The 18020-nt window shown below is 63.2% G+C and carries 19 protein-coding genes and 1 other RNA gene; 11 read left to right on the forward strand and 9 right to left on the reverse strand.

From position 1 onward, the window contains the following. Window positions 1-46 precede the first annotated feature (46 nt). The 5 genes from trxA to GWQ44_RS07030 all read left to right on the forward strand — a co-directional run bounded on the left by trxA (window position 47) and on the right by GWQ44_RS07030 (window position 5307). The gene (trxA, locus tag GWQ44_RS07010) at window positions 47-376 is read left to right on the forward strand and encodes a thioredoxin TrxA (RefSeq protein ID WP_016967174.1); all 330 of its coding nucleotides are present in this window, start codon (window positions 47-49) and stop codon (window positions 374-376) included. Window positions 377-622: 246 nt separating this feature from the next. Then, entirely contained in the window at window positions 623-1882 is a 1260-nt protein-coding gene (rho, locus tag GWQ44_RS07015; RefSeq protein ID WP_016967176.1) for a transcription termination factor Rho, read from the forward strand. 125 nt (window positions 1883-2007) lie between these two features. Then, window positions 2008-3474, forward strand: a complete 1467-nt coding sequence (ubiD, locus tag GWQ44_RS07020; RefSeq protein WP_016967177.1) for a 4-hydroxy-3-polyprenylbenzoate decarboxylase — start codon at window positions 2008-2010, stop codon at window positions 3472-3474. After that, complete coding sequence (locus tag GWQ44_RS07025; protein WP_016967178.1) at window positions 3474-4442, forward strand: CDP-6-deoxy-delta-3,4-glucoseen reductase; 969 nt, start codon at window positions 3474-3476, stop codon at window positions 4440-4442. Before ubiD ends, GWQ44_RS07025 begins: the two co-directional genes overlap by 1 nt. Window positions 4443-4656: 214 nt before the next feature. Continuing rightward, window positions 4657-5307: a gamma-glutamylcyclotransferase gene (locus tag GWQ44_RS07030; RefSeq protein ID WP_016967179.1), complete on the forward strand. Its 651-nt coding sequence runs from the start codon at window positions 4657-4659 to the stop codon at window positions 5305-5307. 12 nt (window positions 5308-5319) lie between these two features. Here GWQ44_RS07030 and GWQ44_RS07035 read toward each other — a convergent pair whose 3' ends face one another. Then, window positions 5320-6297: an NADPH:quinone oxidoreductase family protein gene (locus GWQ44_RS07035; RefSeq protein WP_275926943.1), complete on the reverse strand. Its 978-nt coding sequence runs from the start codon at window positions 6295-6297 to the stop codon at window positions 5320-5322. A 158-nt stretch (window positions 6298-6455) separates the two neighbouring features. Between GWQ44_RS07035 and GWQ44_RS07040 the strand changes: the two genes are divergently transcribed. After that, window positions 6456-6863 (forward strand): flagellar basal body-associated protein FliL, encoded by a 408-nt coding sequence (locus tag GWQ44_RS07040; RefSeq protein ID WP_016967181.1) that lies wholly within the window; start codon window positions 6456-6458, stop codon window positions 6861-6863. 101 nt (window positions 6864-6964) lie between these two features. On the opposite strand, the gene GWQ44_RS07045 is transcribed toward GWQ44_RS07040, so the two are convergent. From GWQ44_RS07045 to GWQ44_RS07060, 4 genes are all read right to left on the reverse strand, one after another. Continuing rightward, entirely contained in the window at window positions 6965-8083 is a 1119-nt protein-coding gene (locus GWQ44_RS07045; protein ID WP_199010730.1) for an ABC transporter permease, read from the reverse strand. Continuing rightward, the gene (rbbA, locus tag GWQ44_RS07050; protein ID WP_275926944.1) at window positions 8083-10803 is read right to left on the reverse strand and encodes a ribosome-associated ATPase/putative transporter RbbA; all 2721 of its coding nucleotides are present in this window, start codon (window positions 10801-10803) and stop codon (window positions 8083-8085) included. The genes GWQ44_RS07045 and rbbA overlap by 1 nt, the downstream gene beginning before the upstream one ends. Continuing rightward, the gene (locus GWQ44_RS07055; protein ID WP_060841643.1) at window positions 10800-11765 is read right to left on the reverse strand and encodes an HlyD family efflux transporter periplasmic adaptor subunit; all 966 of its coding nucleotides are present in this window, start codon (window positions 11763-11765) and stop codon (window positions 10800-10802) included. Before GWQ44_RS07055 ends, rbbA begins: the two co-directional genes overlap by 4 nt. 181 nt (window positions 11766-11946) lie before the next feature. Beyond that, window positions 11947-12396, reverse strand: coding sequence for an EVE domain-containing protein (locus tag GWQ44_RS07060; protein WP_103740747.1), 450 nt, complete (start codon window positions 12394-12396; stop codon window positions 11947-11949). A gap of 197 nt (window positions 12397-12593) precedes the next feature. Between GWQ44_RS07060 and GWQ44_RS07065 the strand changes: the two genes are divergently transcribed. After that, window positions 12594-12740 carry a hypothetical protein gene (locus tag GWQ44_RS07065; protein ID WP_085984450.1) on the forward strand — a complete coding sequence of 49 codons (147 nt, stop codon included), beginning with the start codon at window positions 12594-12596 and terminating at the stop codon, window positions 12738-12740. Between the two features lie 33 nt (window positions 12741-12773). Here GWQ44_RS07065 and GWQ44_RS07070 read toward each other — a convergent pair whose 3' ends face one another. The 4 genes from GWQ44_RS07070 to GWQ44_RS07085 all read right to left on the reverse strand — a co-directional run bounded on the left by GWQ44_RS07070 (window position 12774) and on the right by GWQ44_RS07085 (window position 14200). Then, window positions 12774-13379 (reverse strand): 5-formyltetrahydrofolate cyclo-ligase, encoded by a 606-nt coding sequence (locus GWQ44_RS07070; RefSeq protein ID WP_047306568.1) that lies wholly within the window; start codon window positions 13377-13379, stop codon window positions 12774-12776. A gap of 89 nt (window positions 13380-13468) precedes the next feature. After that, window positions 13469-13647: non-coding RNA, 6S RNA (gene ssrS / locus GWQ44_RS07075), on the reverse strand. 23 nt (window positions 13648-13670) lie between these two features. Continuing rightward, window positions 13671-13994: a cell division protein ZapA gene (locus GWQ44_RS07080; protein WP_016962902.1), complete on the reverse strand. Its 324-nt coding sequence runs from the start codon at window positions 13992-13994 to the stop codon at window positions 13671-13673. Then, window positions 13991-14200, reverse strand: a complete 210-nt coding sequence (locus GWQ44_RS07085; protein ID WP_011064144.1) for a TIGR02449 family protein — start codon at window positions 14198-14200, stop codon at window positions 13991-13993. Before GWQ44_RS07085 ends, GWQ44_RS07080 begins: the two co-directional genes overlap by 4 nt. A 235-nt stretch (window positions 14201-14435) precedes the next feature. On the opposite strand from GWQ44_RS07085, the gene GWQ44_RS07090 reads away from it, so the two are divergent. The 4 genes from GWQ44_RS07090 to GWQ44_RS07105 are packed head-to-tail and all read left to right on the forward strand — an operon-like array spanning window position 14436 to window position 18013. After that, window positions 14436-14993 carry a YecA family protein gene (locus GWQ44_RS07090; protein ID WP_016962903.1) on the forward strand — a complete coding sequence of 186 codons (558 nt, stop codon included), beginning with the start codon at window positions 14436-14438 and terminating at the stop codon, window positions 14991-14993. Between the two features lie 23 nt (window positions 14994-15016). Continuing rightward, a complete protein-coding gene (gene pepP / locus GWQ44_RS07095; protein ID WP_275926945.1) occupies window positions 15017-16351 on the forward strand; it encodes a Xaa-Pro aminopeptidase in 1335 nt (444 codons plus the stop codon). Continuing rightward, window positions 16348-17535 carry a 2-octaprenyl-6-methoxyphenyl hydroxylase gene (gene ubiH / locus GWQ44_RS07100; RefSeq protein WP_047306565.1) on the forward strand — a complete coding sequence of 396 codons (1188 nt, stop codon included), beginning with the start codon at window positions 16348-16350 and terminating at the stop codon, window positions 17533-17535. Before pepP ends, ubiH begins: the two co-directional genes overlap by 4 nt. Beyond that, complete coding sequence (locus GWQ44_RS07105; RefSeq protein ID WP_103740749.1) at window positions 17528-18013, forward strand: DUF4442 domain-containing protein; 486 nt, start codon at window positions 17528-17530, stop codon at window positions 18011-18013. The genes ubiH and GWQ44_RS07105 overlap by 8 nt, the downstream gene beginning before the upstream one ends. Window positions 18014-18020 lie beyond the last annotated feature (7 nt).

The following is an 18020-nucleotide window of genomic DNA, read 5'->3' on the forward strand; positions in this document are numbered from 1 at the left end:
CAGATATGATGGGCCACGTTTTTTTGCTTACAACCTGGAGAATTCCATGAGCAGCGATCTTATCAAACACGTCAGCGACGCCAGCTTCGAGGCCGACGTACTCAAAGCCGAAGGCGCTGTACTGGTCGACTACTGGGCTGAGTGGTGCGGCCCATGCAAAATGATCGCTCCGGTTCTGGACGAAATTGCTGAAACCTACAAAGGCAAACTGACCGTCGCCAAGCTGAACATCGACGAAAACTCGGAAACCCCGGCCAAGCACGGCGTGCGTGGTATCCCGACTCTGATGCTGTTCAAGAACGGCAACGTCGAGGCCACCAAGGTCGGCGCACTGTCCAAGTCGCAATTGGCCGCTTTCCTCGACGCCAACATCTAAGCGTCGATTTCAGTGCCCTGGAAAAGCCCCGCAAAATGCGGGGCTTTTTCGTAATTGAGGGCTAGACGCTCCGAAACTCAGGTGTTACATTCGGCCCCGCACTGGTTTCTCCAGTGCCCCCTGCAAGCTGTCGCCGACGCTCTCCTTTTCGAATAAGTACGCGATCCTGTCGCCTTCTCTGCGGCGCGGCCTCATTAAGCCAAAAGCTTAATTTCCCCCCTCTATAAATGATTACGTCATTCCTATATGAATCTGACTGAACTCAAGCAAAAGCCGATTACCGAACTGCTCGAATTGGCCGAACAGATGGGCATAGAAAATATGGCCCGTTCGCGCAAGCAGGACGTGATTTTCTCCCTGCTGAAAAAGCACGCGAAAAGCGGTGAGGAAATCTCCGGTGATGGCGTGCTGGAGATCCTCCAGGACGGCTTCGGCTTCCTCCGCTCCTCCGACGCCTCCTACCTGGCCGGCCCGGACGATATCTACGTCTCGCCAAGCCAGATCCGTCGCTTCAACTTGCGCACCGGTGACACCATCGTTGGCAAGATCCGCCCTCCCAAGGAAGGCGAGCGTTACTTCGCGCTGCTCAAGGTCGATACCATCAACTACGACCGCCCCGAGAACGCCAAGAACAAGATTCTGTTCGAAAACCTGACGCCGCTGTTCCCGACCGTGCGCATGAAGATGGAAGCCGGCAACGGTTCCACCGAAGACTTGACCGGTCGTGTCATCGACCTGTGCGCGCCGATCGGTAAAGGCCAGCGTGGTCTGATCGTTGCTCCGCCGAAGGCGGGCAAGACCATCATGCTGCAGAACATCGCCGCGAACATCACCCGTAACAACCCAGAAGTTCATCTGATCGTGCTGTTGATCGACGAGCGTCCGGAAGAAGTGACCGAGATGCAGCGCACCGTGCGCGGCGAAGTGGTCGCCTCCACCTTCGACGAGCCGCCAACCCGTCACGTGCAAGTGGCCGAGATGGTGATCGAGAAGGCCAAGCGCCTGGTCGAGCACAAGAAGGACGTGGTGATCCTGCTGGACTCCATCACCCGACTGGCCCGCGCCTACAACACCGTGATCCCGAGCTCCGGCAAGGTCCTGACCGGTGGTGTCGATGCCCACGCCCTGGAGAAGCCGAAGCGTTTCTTCGGTGCCGCGCGCAACATCGAAGAAGGCGGCTCGCTGACCATCATCGCCACCGCGCTGGTTGAAACCGGCTCGAAGATGGATGAAGTGATCTACGAAGAGTTCAAGGGTACCGGCAACATGGAACTGCCCCTGGATCGTCGTATCGCCGAGAAGCGCGTATTCCCGGCCATCAACATCAACAAGTCCGGCACCCGCCGTGAAGAGCTGCTGACCGCCGACGACGAGCTGCAGCGCATGTGGATCCTGCGCAAGCTGCTGCATCCCATGGATGAAGTCGCGGCCATCGAGTTCCTGGTCGACAAGTTGAAACAGACCAAGACCAACGATGAGTTCTTCCTGTCGATGAAGCGCAAGTAAATCGATCAGGCCAGCAAGAGCCGGGGAAACCCGGCTTTTTGCTATCTGACATTCTCTATTCTGAACCTGTGGGTTCGGCGCTAAACTGCCCGCCCCGAATGCCACGGCGAAAATGAGGCTCACGCATGCAGTATCGCGACTTGCGCGACTTTATCAGTGGCCTGGAACAGCGCTCGGAACTCAAGCGCATCCAGGTTCCGGTGTCCCCAGTGCTGGAAATGACCGAGGTCTGCGATCGCACCTTGCGTGCCAAAGGCCCGGCCCTGCTGTTTGAAAACCCCACCGGCTATGACATTCCCGTGCTCGGCAACCTGTTCGGCACCCCCGAGCGCGTGGCCCTGGGGATGGGCGCCGAAGCCGTCAGCGAACTGCGCGAAATCGGCAAGCTGCTGGCTTTTCTCAAGGAACCGGAGCCGCCCAAGGGCTTGAAGGACGCCTGGTCCAAGCTGCCGATCTTCCGCAAGATCATTTCCATGGCGCCCAAGGTGGTCAAGGATGCGGTGTGCCAGGAAGTGGTGATCGAGGGCGACGACGTCGACCTGGGCATGCTGCCGGTACAGACCTGCTGGCCCGGCGACGTCGGGCCGCTGATCACCTGGGGCCTGACCGTGACCAAGGGCCCGAACAAGGACCGGCAGAACCTGGGCATCTATCGCCAGCAGGTGATCGGTCGCAACAAGGTGATCATGCGCTGGTTGAGCCACCGTGGCGGCGCGCTGGATTACCGCGAATGGTGCGATAAGCACCCGGGCCAGCCGTTCCCGGTGTCCGTGGCCCTGGGGGCGGACCCGGCAACCATTCTCGGCGCCGTGACCCCGGTGCCGGACAGCCTCTCCGAATACGCCTTCGCCGGCCTGTTGCGGGGCAACCGCACCGAACTGGTGAAGTGCCGTGGCAACGACCTGCAGGTTCCGGCCACCGCCGAAATCATTCTCGAAGGGGTGATTCACCCCGGCGAAATGGCCGATGAAGGTCCGTATGGCGACCACACCGGCTACTACAACGAAGTCGACAGCTTCCCGGTGTTCACCGTGGAGCGCATCACCCATCGCATCAAGCCGATCTACCACAGCACCTACACTGGCCGGCCACCGGATGAGCCGGCGATCCTCGGCGTGGCGTTGAACGAAGTGTTCGTGCCGATCCTGCAGAAGCAGTTCCCGGAGATCACCGACTTCTACCTGCCGCCCGAAGGCTGCTCCTACCGCATGGCGGTGGTGACCATGAAGAAGCAGTACCCGGGGCACGCCAAGCGCGTGATGCTGGGTGTCTGGTCGTTTTTGCGACAGTTCATGTACACCAAGTTCGTTATCGTCACCGACGACGATATCAATGCCCGGGACTGGAACGATGTGATCTGGGCCATCACCACGCGCATGGACCCCAAGCGCGACACGGTGATGATCGACAACACCCCGATCGATTACCTCGACTTCGCCTCGCCGGTGTCCGGCCTGGGGTCGAAGATGGGGCTCGATGCCACCCACAAGTGGCCCGGAGAAACCACCCGAGAGTGGGGCCGGGTCATCGTCAAGGATGAGGCGGTCACCCGCCGGATCGATGCCATCTGGAATCAGTTAGGAATAGATTGATGCGTGTAACCTTGCAGCCCTCCGGAGCAGTGCTTGAGACGCTGCCCGGCGAGCGGATTCTCGATGCGGCGCGGCGCCTGGGCTATGAATGCCCGCAGAGCTGTCGCAATGGCAACTGTCATGTGTGTGCGGCGCTGCTGGTGGAGGGCAGCGTGCAGCAAGCCGGCGATGTGCGTGATCACGGCGAGTTCTACACTTGCATTGCAGAGCCGCTGGAAGACTGCATCGTGCTGTGGGATGGCGTCCTTGCGCTGGGAGAGTTGCCGGTGCGCAGCCTGTCGTGTCAGCTCACTGAATGCCTGGAAGTCGGCGGCGATGTCTGGCGGGTCAGGTTGCGGGCTCCGGCCGGCAAGCCACCGCGCTATCACGCGGGCCAGTACCTGATGCTGGAGCGGGATAACGGCGAGAAGTCGGCGTTCTCCCTGGCGTCGGCGCCCCATTGCGGACGGGATCTGGAGTTGCACGTACTGGTGCGCGAAAACAGTGCGCAAAGCCTGATGCAGCAGTTGCAACGCGAGCGCATGGCGCGGATCGAGATGCCGTTCGGCGATACCCACCTGGCCGAGCTGCCGGACGGTCCGCTGGTGCTGATCGCCGCCGGGACCGGCATGGCGCAGATGCACAGCCTGATCGAGCACTGCCGGGCCAAGGGCTTCAAGCACCCGGTGCATCTGTATTGGGGCGTGCGCCGGCCGGAGGACTTCTACCAGCTGGAACACTGGGATGAATGGCAGCGCTTGCCCAACCTGTATCTGCACAAGGTGGTCAGTGACCTGTGCGGCTGGGAGGGACGCTGCGGCATGCTGCACGAGGCGGTGTGCGAGGACATCACCGACCTGTCTGCGGTGCATGTCTATGCCAGTGGCTCGCCGGCCATGATCTACGCCACCCTGGACGCGCTGGTGAATGCCGGGATGGACGCCCATCAGATGCGGGCCGACGTGTTCGCCTACGCTCCGCGACCCTGACAGCATCCGGTCGGGGCGCTTCTTTATAACTCTGTATATAGCCCATCGGTATTTATCTAATTAAATAAATGCCGGTAGGTTATATATAAGCCTTCAACTTGAAAGTGCTGCGCTAGTGGCACTTAACTTGCCTTGAAACTTTTGTGTCTTGTAGTTACTGCCAGGCGTTCTATTCAGTAACTTCTTTTACGCGGGGAGCAGAACGCTATTCGCCATGACAGCCCTTGAATCCAGTTATCTGAATCTGGCTTACCCTCCGCGGCTCGATCTGGGGCCGCAGCTGACCCACGAACAACTTCGCAGCTCCATGCAATCCACCATGGCCCGGCACAAGGGTGGGCCGGTCTGGCTGTTCGCCTATGGCTCATTGATCTGGCGCCCGGAGTGTTCGGCGGTCGAGCGCATGCGCGGCCGGGTACATGGTTATCATCGCGGTCTGTATTTGTGGTCCCACGAGCATCGCGGCACGCCGGAGATGCCGGGCCTGGTGTTCGGCCTGGATCGCGGCGGCTCCTGCAGCGGCTTTGCCTACCGGCTGCCGGAAGAGCATCTGGATGCTTCGCTGTACGCCCTGTGGCAGCGTGAAATGCCTTATCCCTCGTACCGTCCGCACTGGCTCAACTGCCGTCTTGAGGACGGCAGCCAGGTCCAGGCCCTGGGATTCGTGCTGGAGCGGCACCTGCCCAGCTATGCCGGCAATCTGCCGGATCATGTGCTGAGCCAGGTGTTCGAGAGTGCCTGCGGGCGTTATGGCACCACCCGCGATTACGTTGAACAGACCGTTCAGGCCCTGCGCAACCACGCCATGCCGGATCGCAATCTGGAGGCGCGGCTCAAGCGCTGCAAGGGCGTTGCGGCCCATTGATGGCAGCCGCCCTCAGCGGACCTGCACCACCACCTTGCCCACCGCCTTGCGCTGGCCCAGATCATCGATGGCCCGGGCGGCTGCCGTCAGGGGATAGACCTGGGACACCAGCGGCTTGAGCTTGCCCGCGGCGAACCAGTCGAACAGCTGCTGGAAATTCGCCGCGTTGTCCTGAGGCTGGCGCTGAGCGAAGGAACCCCAGAACACCCCCACCACCGCCGCGCCCTTGAGCAGCGCCAGGTTCACCGGCAATTCGGGAATGCGTCCGCTGGCAAAGCCCACCACCAGCAAGCGGCCGTTCCAGGCGATGGAGCGCACCGCCTGATCGAACAGGTCACCGCCCACCGGGTCGTAGATCACGTCGGCGCCGTTGCCGTCGGTCAGGCGCTTGACCTCGTCCTTCAGGTTGCTTTCGCTGTAGTTGATCAGCTCATCGGCACCGGCGGCCTTGGCCACGGCGAGCTTTTCCGCGCTGCTGGCGGCGGCGATCACCCGGGCGCCCATGGCCTTGCCGATTTCCACCGCCGCCAGCCCGACCCCGCCCGAGGCACCGAGCACCAGCAGGGTTTCGCCCGGTTGCAGGTGGCCGCGCTGCTTGAGGGCGTGCATCGAGGTGCCGTAGGTCATGCTGAACGCGGCGGCGGTGTTGAAGTCCATGGCGGCGGGAATCGGCAGCACGTTGTAGCCCGGCACCGCCACCTGTTCGGCAAAGCTGCCCCACCCGGTCAGGGCCATGACCCGGTCGCCGACCTTGAGATGGCTGACTTTCTCGCCCACTGCGCTGACCACGCCGGCCGCTTCGCCACCCGGGGAAAAGGGAAAGGGCGGCTTGAACTGGTATTTGCCCTCGATGATCAGGGTGTCCGGAAAATTCACCCCAGCGGCATGCACGTCCAGGAGGATCTCGTTCTTCTTCGGCACGGGACTTGCGACCTCTTCCAGCACCAGCGTTTCGGCGGGGCCGAAGGCTTTGCACAGCACGGCTTTCATCAGGGCTATTCCTTTGGGGTTGGTGGCCGATAAGTGTAGGAGTGTGAATCAGGCGGTCAACGAGCATGCCCGGCCCTGATGGGCAGCCATAAGCTTGTGCTTGGGCTCAGGCGGGCGGGCCTTTATGCTAGGCCGCAAACCGGATTAAGGAGCGAATTGTGAAAGCGTGGATCATGTTGCTGCTGGCCCTCTCCCTGCCCATGGCAGCCGGGGCTGAAGAGGCCAAAGAAGGCGAAGCACCGAAAGTCAGCTACATCAGCCTGAGCCCGCCCTTTGTCGGCAACTACGGCCTGGATGGCGGCCCCAAGCTCAAGGTCTACAAGGCCGACGTGGCCCTGCGAGTGACCGGCGACGCTTCGGCCCAGGCGGTCAAGGCCAACGAGCCGCTGATCCGTAACCAACTGGTGGCGCTGTTTGCCCAGCAGACCACTGAGACCATGAACAACGTCGAGGCCAAGGAGAAGCTGCGCCAGGAAGCCCTCAAGCAGGTGCAGCAAGTGATGAACGACGAAACCGGCAAACCGGTGGTGGAAGACCTGTTGTTCAACAACCTGATCATCCAATAGGCCTGTCCGCTGTAGGAGCTGGCTTGCCAGCGAAGACGCCCGAGAGGGCGACGCAGGGCTGAGGCCCCTTCGCCGGCCAGCCGGCTCCTACAAGGTGCGGGTCACGAGGCCAGGCTTTTGCGAAAGCGCGCCAGGGCGATGGTGAAGAACACCAGCCCGATCGTCGCCAGGGCCAGCAGGTCGGGCCAGACCACACTGACGCCCGCATCACGAAACAGGATCGCCGCGCTGAGGCTGACGAAGTGCGTGGATGGCGAGCCCTGCATCACCCATTGCAACCATTGCGGCATGCTGTCCAGCGGTGTGCTGCCGCCGGACAGCAGCAGCATCGGAATGATCACCGGGATCGCCAGCAGGCCGAATTGCGGGGTCGAACGGGCCAGGGTGGCGAGGAAGATTCCCAGGGCGGTGCTGGCGAACAGATACAGCGCCGTGACCATCAGGAACAGCCCCATGGAGCCGGCCAGCGGCACCCCCAGCACGCCCTTGACTATCACCTCCAGCGATATCCAGGTGCACAGCACCACCACCAGCATGTTGCTCCAGACCTTCGCCAGCATGATCTCCAGCGCCGTCAGCGGCAGCACCAGCAGGTGATCGAGGGTGCCGTGCTCGCGTTCGCGCAGCAGCGCGGTGCCGGTGAGGATGATGGCCAGGATGGTGATGTTGTTGACGATCTGGATCACCGCCAGGAACCAGCCGCCTTGCAGATTGGTGTTGAACAAGGCGCGGGTGGTCAGCAGGGCCGGGGCCTTGCTCGCGGCATCCGCCTGATTGGCATAGCTGAGCAGCTCGCGCTGGAAGATCCGACCGATGTAGCCGGCGCCCATGAACGCCTGGCTCATGGCGGTGGCATCGACGTTGACCTGCACCGCCGGCTGGCGGCCGGCCAGCAGATCACTCTGGAAGTTGGCGGGGATGTTGATCACGAAGGTGTACTGGCCGCTGTCCATCACTTCGTCCAGTCGGTTGTAGGGCAGCGATACCGGGGCCTGGAATTCGGGGGGTTGCAGGGCTTCGGCCAGCTGTCGCGACAGCGCGCTGTGGTCCTCATCCACCAGGGCCACGCTGGCGTTGTGCACGCCGATGACCGAGCCGGCCGCCGGCAGGTAGATGGCCACGGTGAAGGCGTAGAACAGGAACAACAGCAGGACGCTGTCGTGGCGCAGGCTGGTGAGCTCCTTGAGGCCCAGGCGCAGGATATGGGCGAGCCGGTTCATCAGACCTCCTGCTTTTTCAACATGACCAGGCTGAGCCCGGTGAAGCCAAGGAAGAACCCGATCAGGGCCAGGCACTGGGGCCAGAGCTCACGCAGGTCCAGGGCCTTGGTGAAGGTGCCGACGGCGATGTCGAGGAAGTGCCCGGCGGGGAACAGCTGTCCCATGATCGCCGCCGATCCCTCCAGCGACGAGCGCGGCACGATCAAGCCGGAGAACTGGATGGTCGGCAGGCTGGTGATGATCATGGTGCCGAGGATCGCGGCGATCTGGGTGCGGGTGAAGGCCGAGATCAGCAGGCCCATGCTGGTGGTGGCCAGCACGTAGAGCACCCCGCCCAGGGCCAGGGTCAGGCCGCTGCCCTTGAAGGGCACGCCGAACAGCCAGCGGTTCATGGCCACCAGCAAGCCCAGGTTGATCAGGCTCACCACCAGGTAGGGCGCCTGCTTGCCCAGGAGGAACTCCAGGCGGGTCAGGGGCGTGGCATAGAAGTTGGTGATCGAGCCCAGTTCCTTTTCGCGAACGATGCCCAGGGCGGTGAGCATGGCCGGAATGAACGCCAGGATCAGCGCCATGACCCCGGGCCCGATGGCGTTGACGCTGACCACGTCCTGGTTGTAGCGAAAGCGCGTTTCCAGCTTGGCGGCGGGTCTTGCGTTCAGTGCCGGGCTGCTGTGTTCGGCCAGGAGTTCGAGGTTGGCCTGGTGTACCGCCTCGACGTAGTTGCGGCTGGTTTCCGCGCGAAACGGCATGCCGCCGTCCAGCCAGGCGGCGACTGTCGGCTGGCGCCCGGCATACAGGTCGCGGCCGAAGCCGGGCGGGATTTCCAGGGCCAGCTTGATCTCCGAACGCTGCAGGCGCCGGTGCAGTTCAGGGGCGCTGCGGATGCTGGGTTTTTCCTCGAAGTAGCGCGAGCTGCGAAAAGCCTCCAGATAGGCCCGGCTTTGCGGCGTCTGGTCCTGGTCGTAGACGGCGAAGGCGAGCTTTTCCACATCCAGGGAAATGCCGTAGCCAAAGATCACCATCATGAAGATCGCCCCCAGCAGGGCGAAGCCCAGGCGTACCTTGTCCCGCAGCAGTTCCTTGCCTTCGCGGGTGGCCACCGCCAGCAGCCGGGCCAGGCTCAGGCCCGAGCGTGGAGCGGCGATGGCATGCCCGGCGGCCGCCGCCGGAGCAGGCGCTGGCGCGGCGTCCGCGGTTCCTTGGGCCTCTTCCAGGCAGCGGACAAAGGCGGCTTCCAGGGTGTCGCCGGCAAACTGCTGTTGCAGCGCCGCGGGTGTGTCGCAGGCCAGTACCTTGCCGGCGTGCATCAACGAAATGCGATCGCAGCGCTGGGCTTCGTTCATGAAGTGAGTGGACAGGAAGATGGTCACGCCCTGTTCCCGGGACAGCTCGATCAACAGCCGCCAGAAGTCGTCACGGGCGGCCGGGTCGACCCCGGAAGTGGGTTCGTCGAGGATCAGCACTTCCGGACGGTGCAGCACCGCCACCGCCAGGGACAGGCGTTGGCGCAGGCCCAGGGGCAGGGCGCCGGATTGCTGCTCGGCAATCGCCCCGAGATCGAAGCGCTGGATCAGTTCCTCGATGCGCGGGCCGCTTTCGGCTTTCGGCAGGTCGAACAGGCGGGCGTGCAGCTCCAGGTTCTGGCGCACGCTGAGCTCGCCGTACAGGGAAAAACTCTGGGACATGAAGCCGACCCGCTTACGGGTGGCCAGGTCCTTGGCGTCCACCGGGTTGCCCAGCAGCTTGGCGCTGCCTTCGGTGGCGGGCATCAGTCCGGTGAGGACCTTCATGGTGGTGGTCTTGCCGCAGCCGTTGGAACCGAGGAAGCCGAAGATCTCCCCGCGACCGATGGCGAAGCTGACCTGGTTGACCGCGGTGAAGTCGCCAAAGCGCAGGGTCAGCTCGTGGGCTTCGATGGCGATGTCGTGGTTGTCGCCAGAGCGGGGCGGAATCACCAGTGGCTGATTGTCGTGGCCCGTGTCGCCCTGGAAGTGGGTGAAGGCATCGTCCAGCTTGCCGCTGGCGGTCACTTTCGCCAGCTCCTGGCTCAGGCCCTGGGCAATCATCCGGCCTTTGTCGAGCATCAGGCAGTGTTCGAACTGCTCGGCTTCTTCCATGTAGGCGGTGGCCACCAGCAGGGTCAGTTGCGGACGCTGCTGGCGCACGTCTTCCACCAGCTCCCAGAAGCGCCGCCGGGACAAGGGGTCAACCCCGGTGGTGGGTTCGTCGAGAATCAGCAGGTCCGGCTCGTGGATCAACGCGCAGCACAGGCCGAGTTTCTGTTTCATCCCGCCGGACAGCTTGCCCGCCGGGCGCTCGGCAAAGCGCAGCAGGTCGGTGGCCAGCAGCAGGCTGTGCATGCGTTGCTCGCATTCGTCGCGGGGCAGGCCGAACAGGGTGGCGAAGAAGCGGATGTTCTCGCTGATGGACAGATCCGGATACAGGTTGCCGCCCAGGCCCTGGGGCATGAAGGCGATACGCGGATACAGGCTGCGGCGGTGGCGGCGCTGGGAAATCGCCCCGCCAAGCACCTCAAGCTCGCCCTGCTGCAGCTTCTTGACCCCGGCGATCAAGCCCAGAAGGCTCGACTTGCCGGCGCCGTCCGGCCCGATCAAGCCGCAGCGGGTGCCCGCCGGCAGGTTGAAGCTGATATCGACCAGCGCTTGCTGGGAGCTGTAGCGATGACTGATGCCGCTGGCTTGCAGCGCCAGGCCGCTCATTTCAAGTTAGCCGGCCAGTCCACGGGAGCCGTGCGCACATAGCCGGCACCGGGCATTCCCGGCTTGGCCTGAGGCACGGCGGCAGGTTGAGTCAGGCGCACCTTGACCCGAAACACCAGCTTCTGGCGCTCGTCCCGGGTTTCCACTTCTTTGGGGGTGAACTGGGACTTGGCGGCGACGAAGCTGATCTTCGCCGGCAGTGGCTGGTTGGGCAGGGCGTCGAGCAGGATTCGCGACTCATCGCCAACGGTCAGGCGACCGGTCACCGAGGCCGGCAGGTAGAGGTTCATGTATTGATCGTTGGGGTCGATCAGCAGCAGCACCCGGCCGCCGGCACCCAGGACTTCGCCGGGCTCGGCCAGGCGCAACTGAATGATGCCGTCGATGGGCGCCCGCAGGCTGCTGTCGTCAATCTCGCTGGTGAGCTGGGCCACCTGGGCCTGGGCGGCGCCAATGGCGGCCTTGACCGCCGCGACCTGGGCCTGGGCCGCCAGGACCGCAGCGTTGCCGGTGGTCAGGCGGGCTTGCTGCTGGTCGATGAGTTGCTGGCTGGCGAAGCCGCGGCGGAACAGTTCCTGGGAGCGCTTGAGCTCCTGGTTGGCCAGCAGTTGCTCGCTCTGGCGCAGCTGGACGTTGGCTTCGGCGGCCGACAGGTTTTCCCGTGCCCGCAGCACCTCGGCCTCGGCCTGGTTGCGCTGGGCTTCCAGGGTGCGGGTATCCATGCGGGCCAGCAGTTGGCCCTGGAGCACTTTGTCGCCTTCGTTGACCCGTACTTCCGCCAGGCGCCCGGGGATCTTGCTGGCGATCTGCACCTCGGTGGCCTCAAGACGGCCATTGCCCATGCTCAGGCCTTCCGGCAGGCGATCCTGGAGGGATTTCCAGTAGCCGAAGCCACCAGCGGCGAGCAACAGAATCAAGAGGGAAACAGCGAAAATGCGGGAGGAACGGTGGTTCGTCGACATGTGTTCTGCGTCCTGCGGCTATAGCGTCCAAGTCTGACAGAGCCAGGCTTTTGCCCGCTTGATGCTCGTCAAATGAAAGGGGCAAGACTAAACCTATTGTCCACAGGCTGCATGGCGATCGGGGCAAAAAACCGCCACTGCCGCCGCAGCCCGGATCAGGCCCCGGCGACTTTGGGGATGCTCAGAGCAGGGCGAGGACGGCAGCCCATTGCTCGGCGGTGACCGGCATCACCGACAGGCGGCTGCCCTTCTGCACCAGGGGCATTTCGGCGAGGGCGCTCTGCTGCTTGAGGTAGTCCAGGCGCAGGACCTTGTCGAAGGTTTGCACGTGGGCCACGTCGATGGCGCTCCAGGCATTCTTTTCGGCGCTGGCCTTGGGGTCGAAGTAGTGGCTGTCCGGTTCCAGGGCCGTCGGGTCCGGGTAGGCCGCCTTGATGATCCGGCCGATACCGGCGATGCCAGGCTCCGGGCAGCTGGAGTGATAGAAGAAGAACTCATCACCGACGGCCATGCTGCGCAGAAAATTGCGCGCCTGGTAGTTGCGTACTCCATCCCAACGGGCTTGGCCAAGCTGCTGCAGGCCGAGGATCGAGAGTTCGTCCGGCTCGGATTTCATCAGCCAATAGGCCATGTTTCTTACCCTCCAAAGGGTGATTGGGCAGGTTGCCGGAGGATTTTATGACAAACCGACGGTCGGTTGACGCCAGCGTTTGCGTGTCGGTTCACGTTATCGCAAAATGCCGGGATTTTAAGCTTGACGCTGCTGCACGGCCTGTTATGGAAACCGTTGCTGTCATCGTGTGTGACTTGCCCGAGGGGGGGCAATCGATGAAACGCCAACCGGATTTACTATGGATTTTGGTTATTTTGTTCGGTTTGGGCGTTGTAACCACCGGTTATGCGCAAAGCTTGTGGGCCAACAAGACCGATGCTCCGATCGAGATCGCCCAACAGCCGCAACCCTTCAAGCGCTGAACCTGCCCTGGCGTCGCTGAGAGAAGGCAGCGCCTATCGGGCGCAGTACCATCCCTGATCCGTCACCGTGCCTTGTAGCGGCACATCCCAGCTGGCCTGATCCAGTCTCGCGACCTTCTGGCATTCATGGGCCAGGCCCAGCAGCTTTGGCTTGCGCCAGTTCTGGCGCCGCGCCAGGTAAGCCAGACTGCGGTCGTAGAAGCCGCCGCCCATTCCCAGGCGTCCCCCCTCTTCATCGAATCCCACTAGGGGCAGGAGCACCAGATCCAGTGCCCAGACCTTGCGTTGCCGTGCGGCGTTGGTCCGCGGCTCGAGGATGCGAAAGCGGTTGGGGCGCAGTTTTTCTCCGGGCCGGATGCGCTGGAATACCATCTTGGTTCGTGGCCAGGCACTGAGCACAGGCAAGTAGGTGGCCTTGCCCCGGCGTTGGGCGGCACGCAGCAGCAGGCGCGGGTCGATTTCGCCATCGGTGGGCAAATACAGGGACAGGTGTCGGGCTCGACGAAACACCGGGTTCTGCGCCAGTTGGCGGTACAGGCCACCGGCGGCCTGGCGTTGCTGGGCTGGTGTCAGGGCACGACGGGCTTTACGCAGCATGCGTCGAAGTTGCGGGCGGGAAAGCGGCGCAGGTTCGGTCATGGAGGAGGCTATGGAGAGTCGGACATGGCAGAACAGCCTACCCGGAAAAACCAATGCCAGCATGGATAACTGGCATTGGCTGACAATTCAGGCTCCCCAGGCGAACCGCTGTCGACTTAGCCCTTGAACCCGAAAGTTCAAGGCGGAAGATGCAGCAGGCTTTAAGGCTTTCCGTCTAGCGGACATGCACACCAGCCCAACGTGCAACTTCCAGGGTAGTGCGAATCGGCTCAGGGACATCGCCAACTGGCAAGCACCCCAGGGAGTGGCGGGAGTATACCGCAACCGCTGTCAGGAATCAGCTTTGCTTGCGTCCGAATCGGTGGCCAGGACCAGGTCAACACGTTCCAGCAGATCCCGGACCTGTTCGCGGGTGGTGGCGCTGGCCTGCACATCCGGACGCTCCTGGCGGTGCAGCAGATCGTGGGTGATGTTCAGCGCGGCCATGACCGCGATGCGATCGGCACCGATGACTTTGCCGCTGCTGCGGATCTCGCGCATCTTGCCGTCCAGGTAACGGGCGGCGCTCACCAGATTGCTGCGCTCTTCCTGGGGGCAGATGATCGAATATTCTTTGTCGAGGATCTGCACGGTAACGCTATTGCTTGAACTCATGAGTCTTGCTCCAGGGCCTTGAGGCGCGAAATCATCGATTCGACCTTACGCCGGGCGATTTCGTTTTTTTCAATGAGGTGCGCGCGTTCCTCGCGCCAGGTCTTTTCCTGAGCTAATAAGAGTGCGTTTTGACTCTTTAGTTGCTCGACCCGGGTAATAAGCAGTTCGAGTCTGGCCATCAGTGCGTGCAGGTCGGTGTCTTCCATTGTGTCCCACTGAAGTTGGTCTGATGAGTGGCAACTGGCTGGACAGCGCCTGGACGGCCTGAACGGTCCTTGCGCATTCGGTGCTGTCCGGTCGGCAATCTGTCCGTCGCCCAAGGCCCGGCGGACCGCTGTAACGGGGCGCGAGGCGCAACGCGGCGCTGGCAATGAATGATGACACGCCCTACGATACAAGGCCTTCATTCTAGACATTGCGCCGCTTGGCGCCTAGCTGCCCATGCCCATTCAGAATTCCCCGTACAACGCCTTCGCCACCCTGCTCAGCAGCAGTGGTCATCCTGTTTCTCCTGCCGAATTGCACGGCCTGTTGCTGGGTCGCAGCTGCGCCGGCGCCGGGTTCGAGGTCGACGGCTGGCTGGTGGACGCCGCCGAGCTGCTCGAAGGCGAGCCGCAAGACAACGTGCGCAACGCCTTGATCGGCCTGCAGGAAATGGTCAAGGGCGAACTCACCAGCGACGACATGACTGTGGTCCTGCTGCTGCCCAGCGACGACGCTCCCCTGACCGAGCGTGCCGCGGCCCTGGGCCAGTGGTGCCAGGGTTTCCTCGCCGGTTTCGGCCTCAATTCCCGTGACAGCAGCGCCCTGAGCGCCGAGGCCACGGAAGTGTTGCAGGACCTTGCCGCCATCGCTCAGGTCCAGGATGCACTGGAAGAGTCCGACGACGGCGAAAGCGACTACATGGAAGTGATGGAGTACCTGCGGGTCGCGCCGTTGCTGCTGTTCACCGAAACCAACAAGACCGTTGCACCGGCTGCCAAGCCTTCTCTGCACTGATCGACAGGGAACTGCATCTGCCCATGATTCATATCCCTAAAACGGAATACAGCCGTCGCCGCAAGGCGCTCATGGCGCAGATGGAGCCCAACAGCATTGCGATCCTGCCGGCCGCCGCCGTGGCCATTCGCAACCGCGATGTGGAGCATGTCTACCGCCAGGACAGCGATTTCCAGTACCTCAGCGGTTTCCCCGAGCCCCAGGCCGTGATCGTGCTCATGCCCGGTCGCGAGCATGGCGAGTACCTGCTGTTCTGCCGTGAGCGCAATGCCGAGCGCGAGCTCTGGGACGGCCTGCGGGCAGGCCAGGAAGGCGCGATCCGCGACTATGGCGCGGACGATGCGTTTCCCATCACCGACATCGACGACATTCTCCCGGGCCTGATCGAAGGTCGTGACCGGGTCTATTCGGCCATGGGCAGCAACCCCGAGTTCGATCGTCACCTGATGGAATGGATCAACGTGATCCGCTCTAAAGCGCACCTTGGCGCCCAGCCGCCGAACGAATTCGTTGCCCTGGATCATCTGCTGCACGACATGCGCCTGTATAAATCGGCGGCGGAAGTGAAGGTGATGCGCGAAGCCGCACGGATTTCCGCCCAGGCCCATATCCGGGCCATGCAGGCCAGTCGCCCCGGATTGCACGAGTTCAGTCTGGAGGCCGAGCTGGATTACGAGTTCCGCAAGGGCGGGGCGAAGATGCCGGCTTATGGTTCCATCGTCGCGGCGGGGCGCAACAGCTGCATCCTGCACTACCAACAGAATGACGCCCTGCTCAAGGATGGCGATCTGGTGCTGATCGACGCCGGTTGTGAAATCGACTGCTACGCCAGCGATATCACCCGGACCTGGCCGGTCAACGGCAAGTTCTCGCCCGAGCAGAAGGCGATCTACGAACTGGTGCTGGCGGCCCAGGAAGCGGCGTTTGCCGAAATCGCCCCGAACAAGCACTGGAACCAGGCCCACGAGGCGACGGTTCGGGTCATCACCGCCGGTCTGGTGCAACTGGGCCTGCTGGAAGGCGACGTCGACGAGCTGATCGCCAGCGAGGCCTACAAAGCCTTCTACATGCACCGCGCCGGACACTGGCTGGGCATGGATGTACACGATGTCGGCGAATACAAGGTCGGCGGCGAGTGGCGGGTGTTGGAGGTCGGCATGGCGCTGACCGTGGAGCCGGGCATCTATATCTCCCCGGACAACCAGCAGGTGGCTAAGAAGTGGCGCGGCATTGGCGTGCGCATCGAGGACGACGTGGTAGTGACCAGGCAGGGCTGTGAAATTCTGACGGGCGGCGTACCGAAAAGCATCGCCGAGATCGAGGCGTTGATGGCCGCCGCCCGGGTCCAGGCCTCATGAGCCGGGTCAATCTGGCCATCATCGGTGGCGGCCTGGTCGGTGCCAGCCTGGCCCTGGCCCTGCAGGCCGGCGCCAAGGCCCGGGGCTGGAAGATCGTGCTGATCGAGCCGTTCGCCCCCGGCGACAGCTTCCAGCCCAGCTACGATGCGCGCTCTTCGGCGCTGTCCTTCGGTGCCCGGCAGATCTACCAGCGCCTGGGCCTGTGGCAGGCGATTTCCCGGCGCGCCGAGCCGATCAAGCAGATTCACGTGTCCGACCGCGGGCGGTTTTCCACCGCGCGCTTGTCGGCCATGGAAGAGGGCGTTCCGGCCCTGGGGTATGTGGTGGAAAACGCCTGGCTCGGCCAATGCCTGTGGCAGGGCCTGGACAAGGACGTGATCAGTTGGCGCTGCCCGGCGGAAGTCACCCGCCTGGAGCCTCTGGAAGGCGGCTATCGCCTGACCCTGAATGACGAAACCACCCTGGAATGCGACCTGGCGGTGCTCGCCGATGGCGGTCGTTCCGGCCTGCGCGAACAGCTGGGGATCGGGGTCAGGAATCGCCCTTACAACCAGAGTGCGCTGATCGCCAACATCACCCCCAGCGAAGCCCACAACGGCATGGCCTTCGAGCGCTTCACCGACGACGGCCCGATGGCGCTGCTGCCCTTGCCGGACAACCGCTGCGCGCTGATCTGGACGCGCCAGGGCATGGACGCCCAGCGTCTGGCCGAACTGGATGAGCGCAGTTTCCTCAGCGAACTGCAGGGCGTGTTCGGTTACCGCCTGGGCACCCTGAAACAAGTGGGGGCGCGGCATCTGTACCCGCTGTCCCTGGTGGAAGCCGAAGAGCAGGTGCGCCCGCATCTGGTGGTGCTGGGCAACGCCGCCCACAGCCTGCATCCGATTGCCGGCCAGGGCTTCAACCTGTCGCTGCGTGATGCCCAGGCCCTGGCCGACGCCTTGCTGGCCAGCGAGCAGTTGCCGGGGGATTTTGCCGTGTTGCAGGCCTATCGCGAGCGTCAGCGCCTGGACCAGAACCTGACCGTGGGCTTCTCCGATCAGGTCACCCGACTGTTTGGCAGCAAGCTGCCGCTGCTGTCGGTGGGCCGCAACCTCGGCCTGCTCGGACTGGACCTGCTGCCCCCGGCCAAGCGCTGGTTCGCGCGCCAGGCCATGGGCCTGGGTACTCGCCCGGATGCGTGAGTGGCTGGCCCGACGCGTCGGCAAGGCACGCTTGCTGCGCTGGGTGATGAACCTGTATCCGCCCTATCTGGGGGCCGGTGTGCGGATTCGCCAGATCAGCGCGGATTTCCGCGAAGTCCAGGTCTCGATGGGCCTGGGCTGGTACAACCGCAACTATGTCGGCACCCAGTTCGGCGGCAGCCTGTATTCGATGGTGGACCCGTTTTTCATGCTGATGCTGATGGAGAACCTGGGCCGCGACTACATCGTCTGGGACAAGGCCGCGGCTATCGATTTCATTGCCCCGGGCAGGGGGCCGGTGTTTGCCCGGTTCAGCATCGACCAGGCGCTGCTCGACGAAGTGCGCCGGCAGACCGCCAATGGCGAAAAGTACCTGCCGCAGTTGCAGGTCGAGATTCATGACGGCTCCGGCACCCTGGTGGCGCGGGTCGATAAAACCCTTTATGTGCGGCGCAAGCCGCAAGCGAGACAGGCCTAAAGCATGG

Source organism: Pseudomonas sp. 3MA1 (assembly GCF_029237275.1).
GTDB classification, from domain to species: Bacteria; Pseudomonadota; Gammaproteobacteria; order Pseudomonadales; family Pseudomonadaceae; genus Aquipseudomonas; species Aquipseudomonas fluorescens_AP.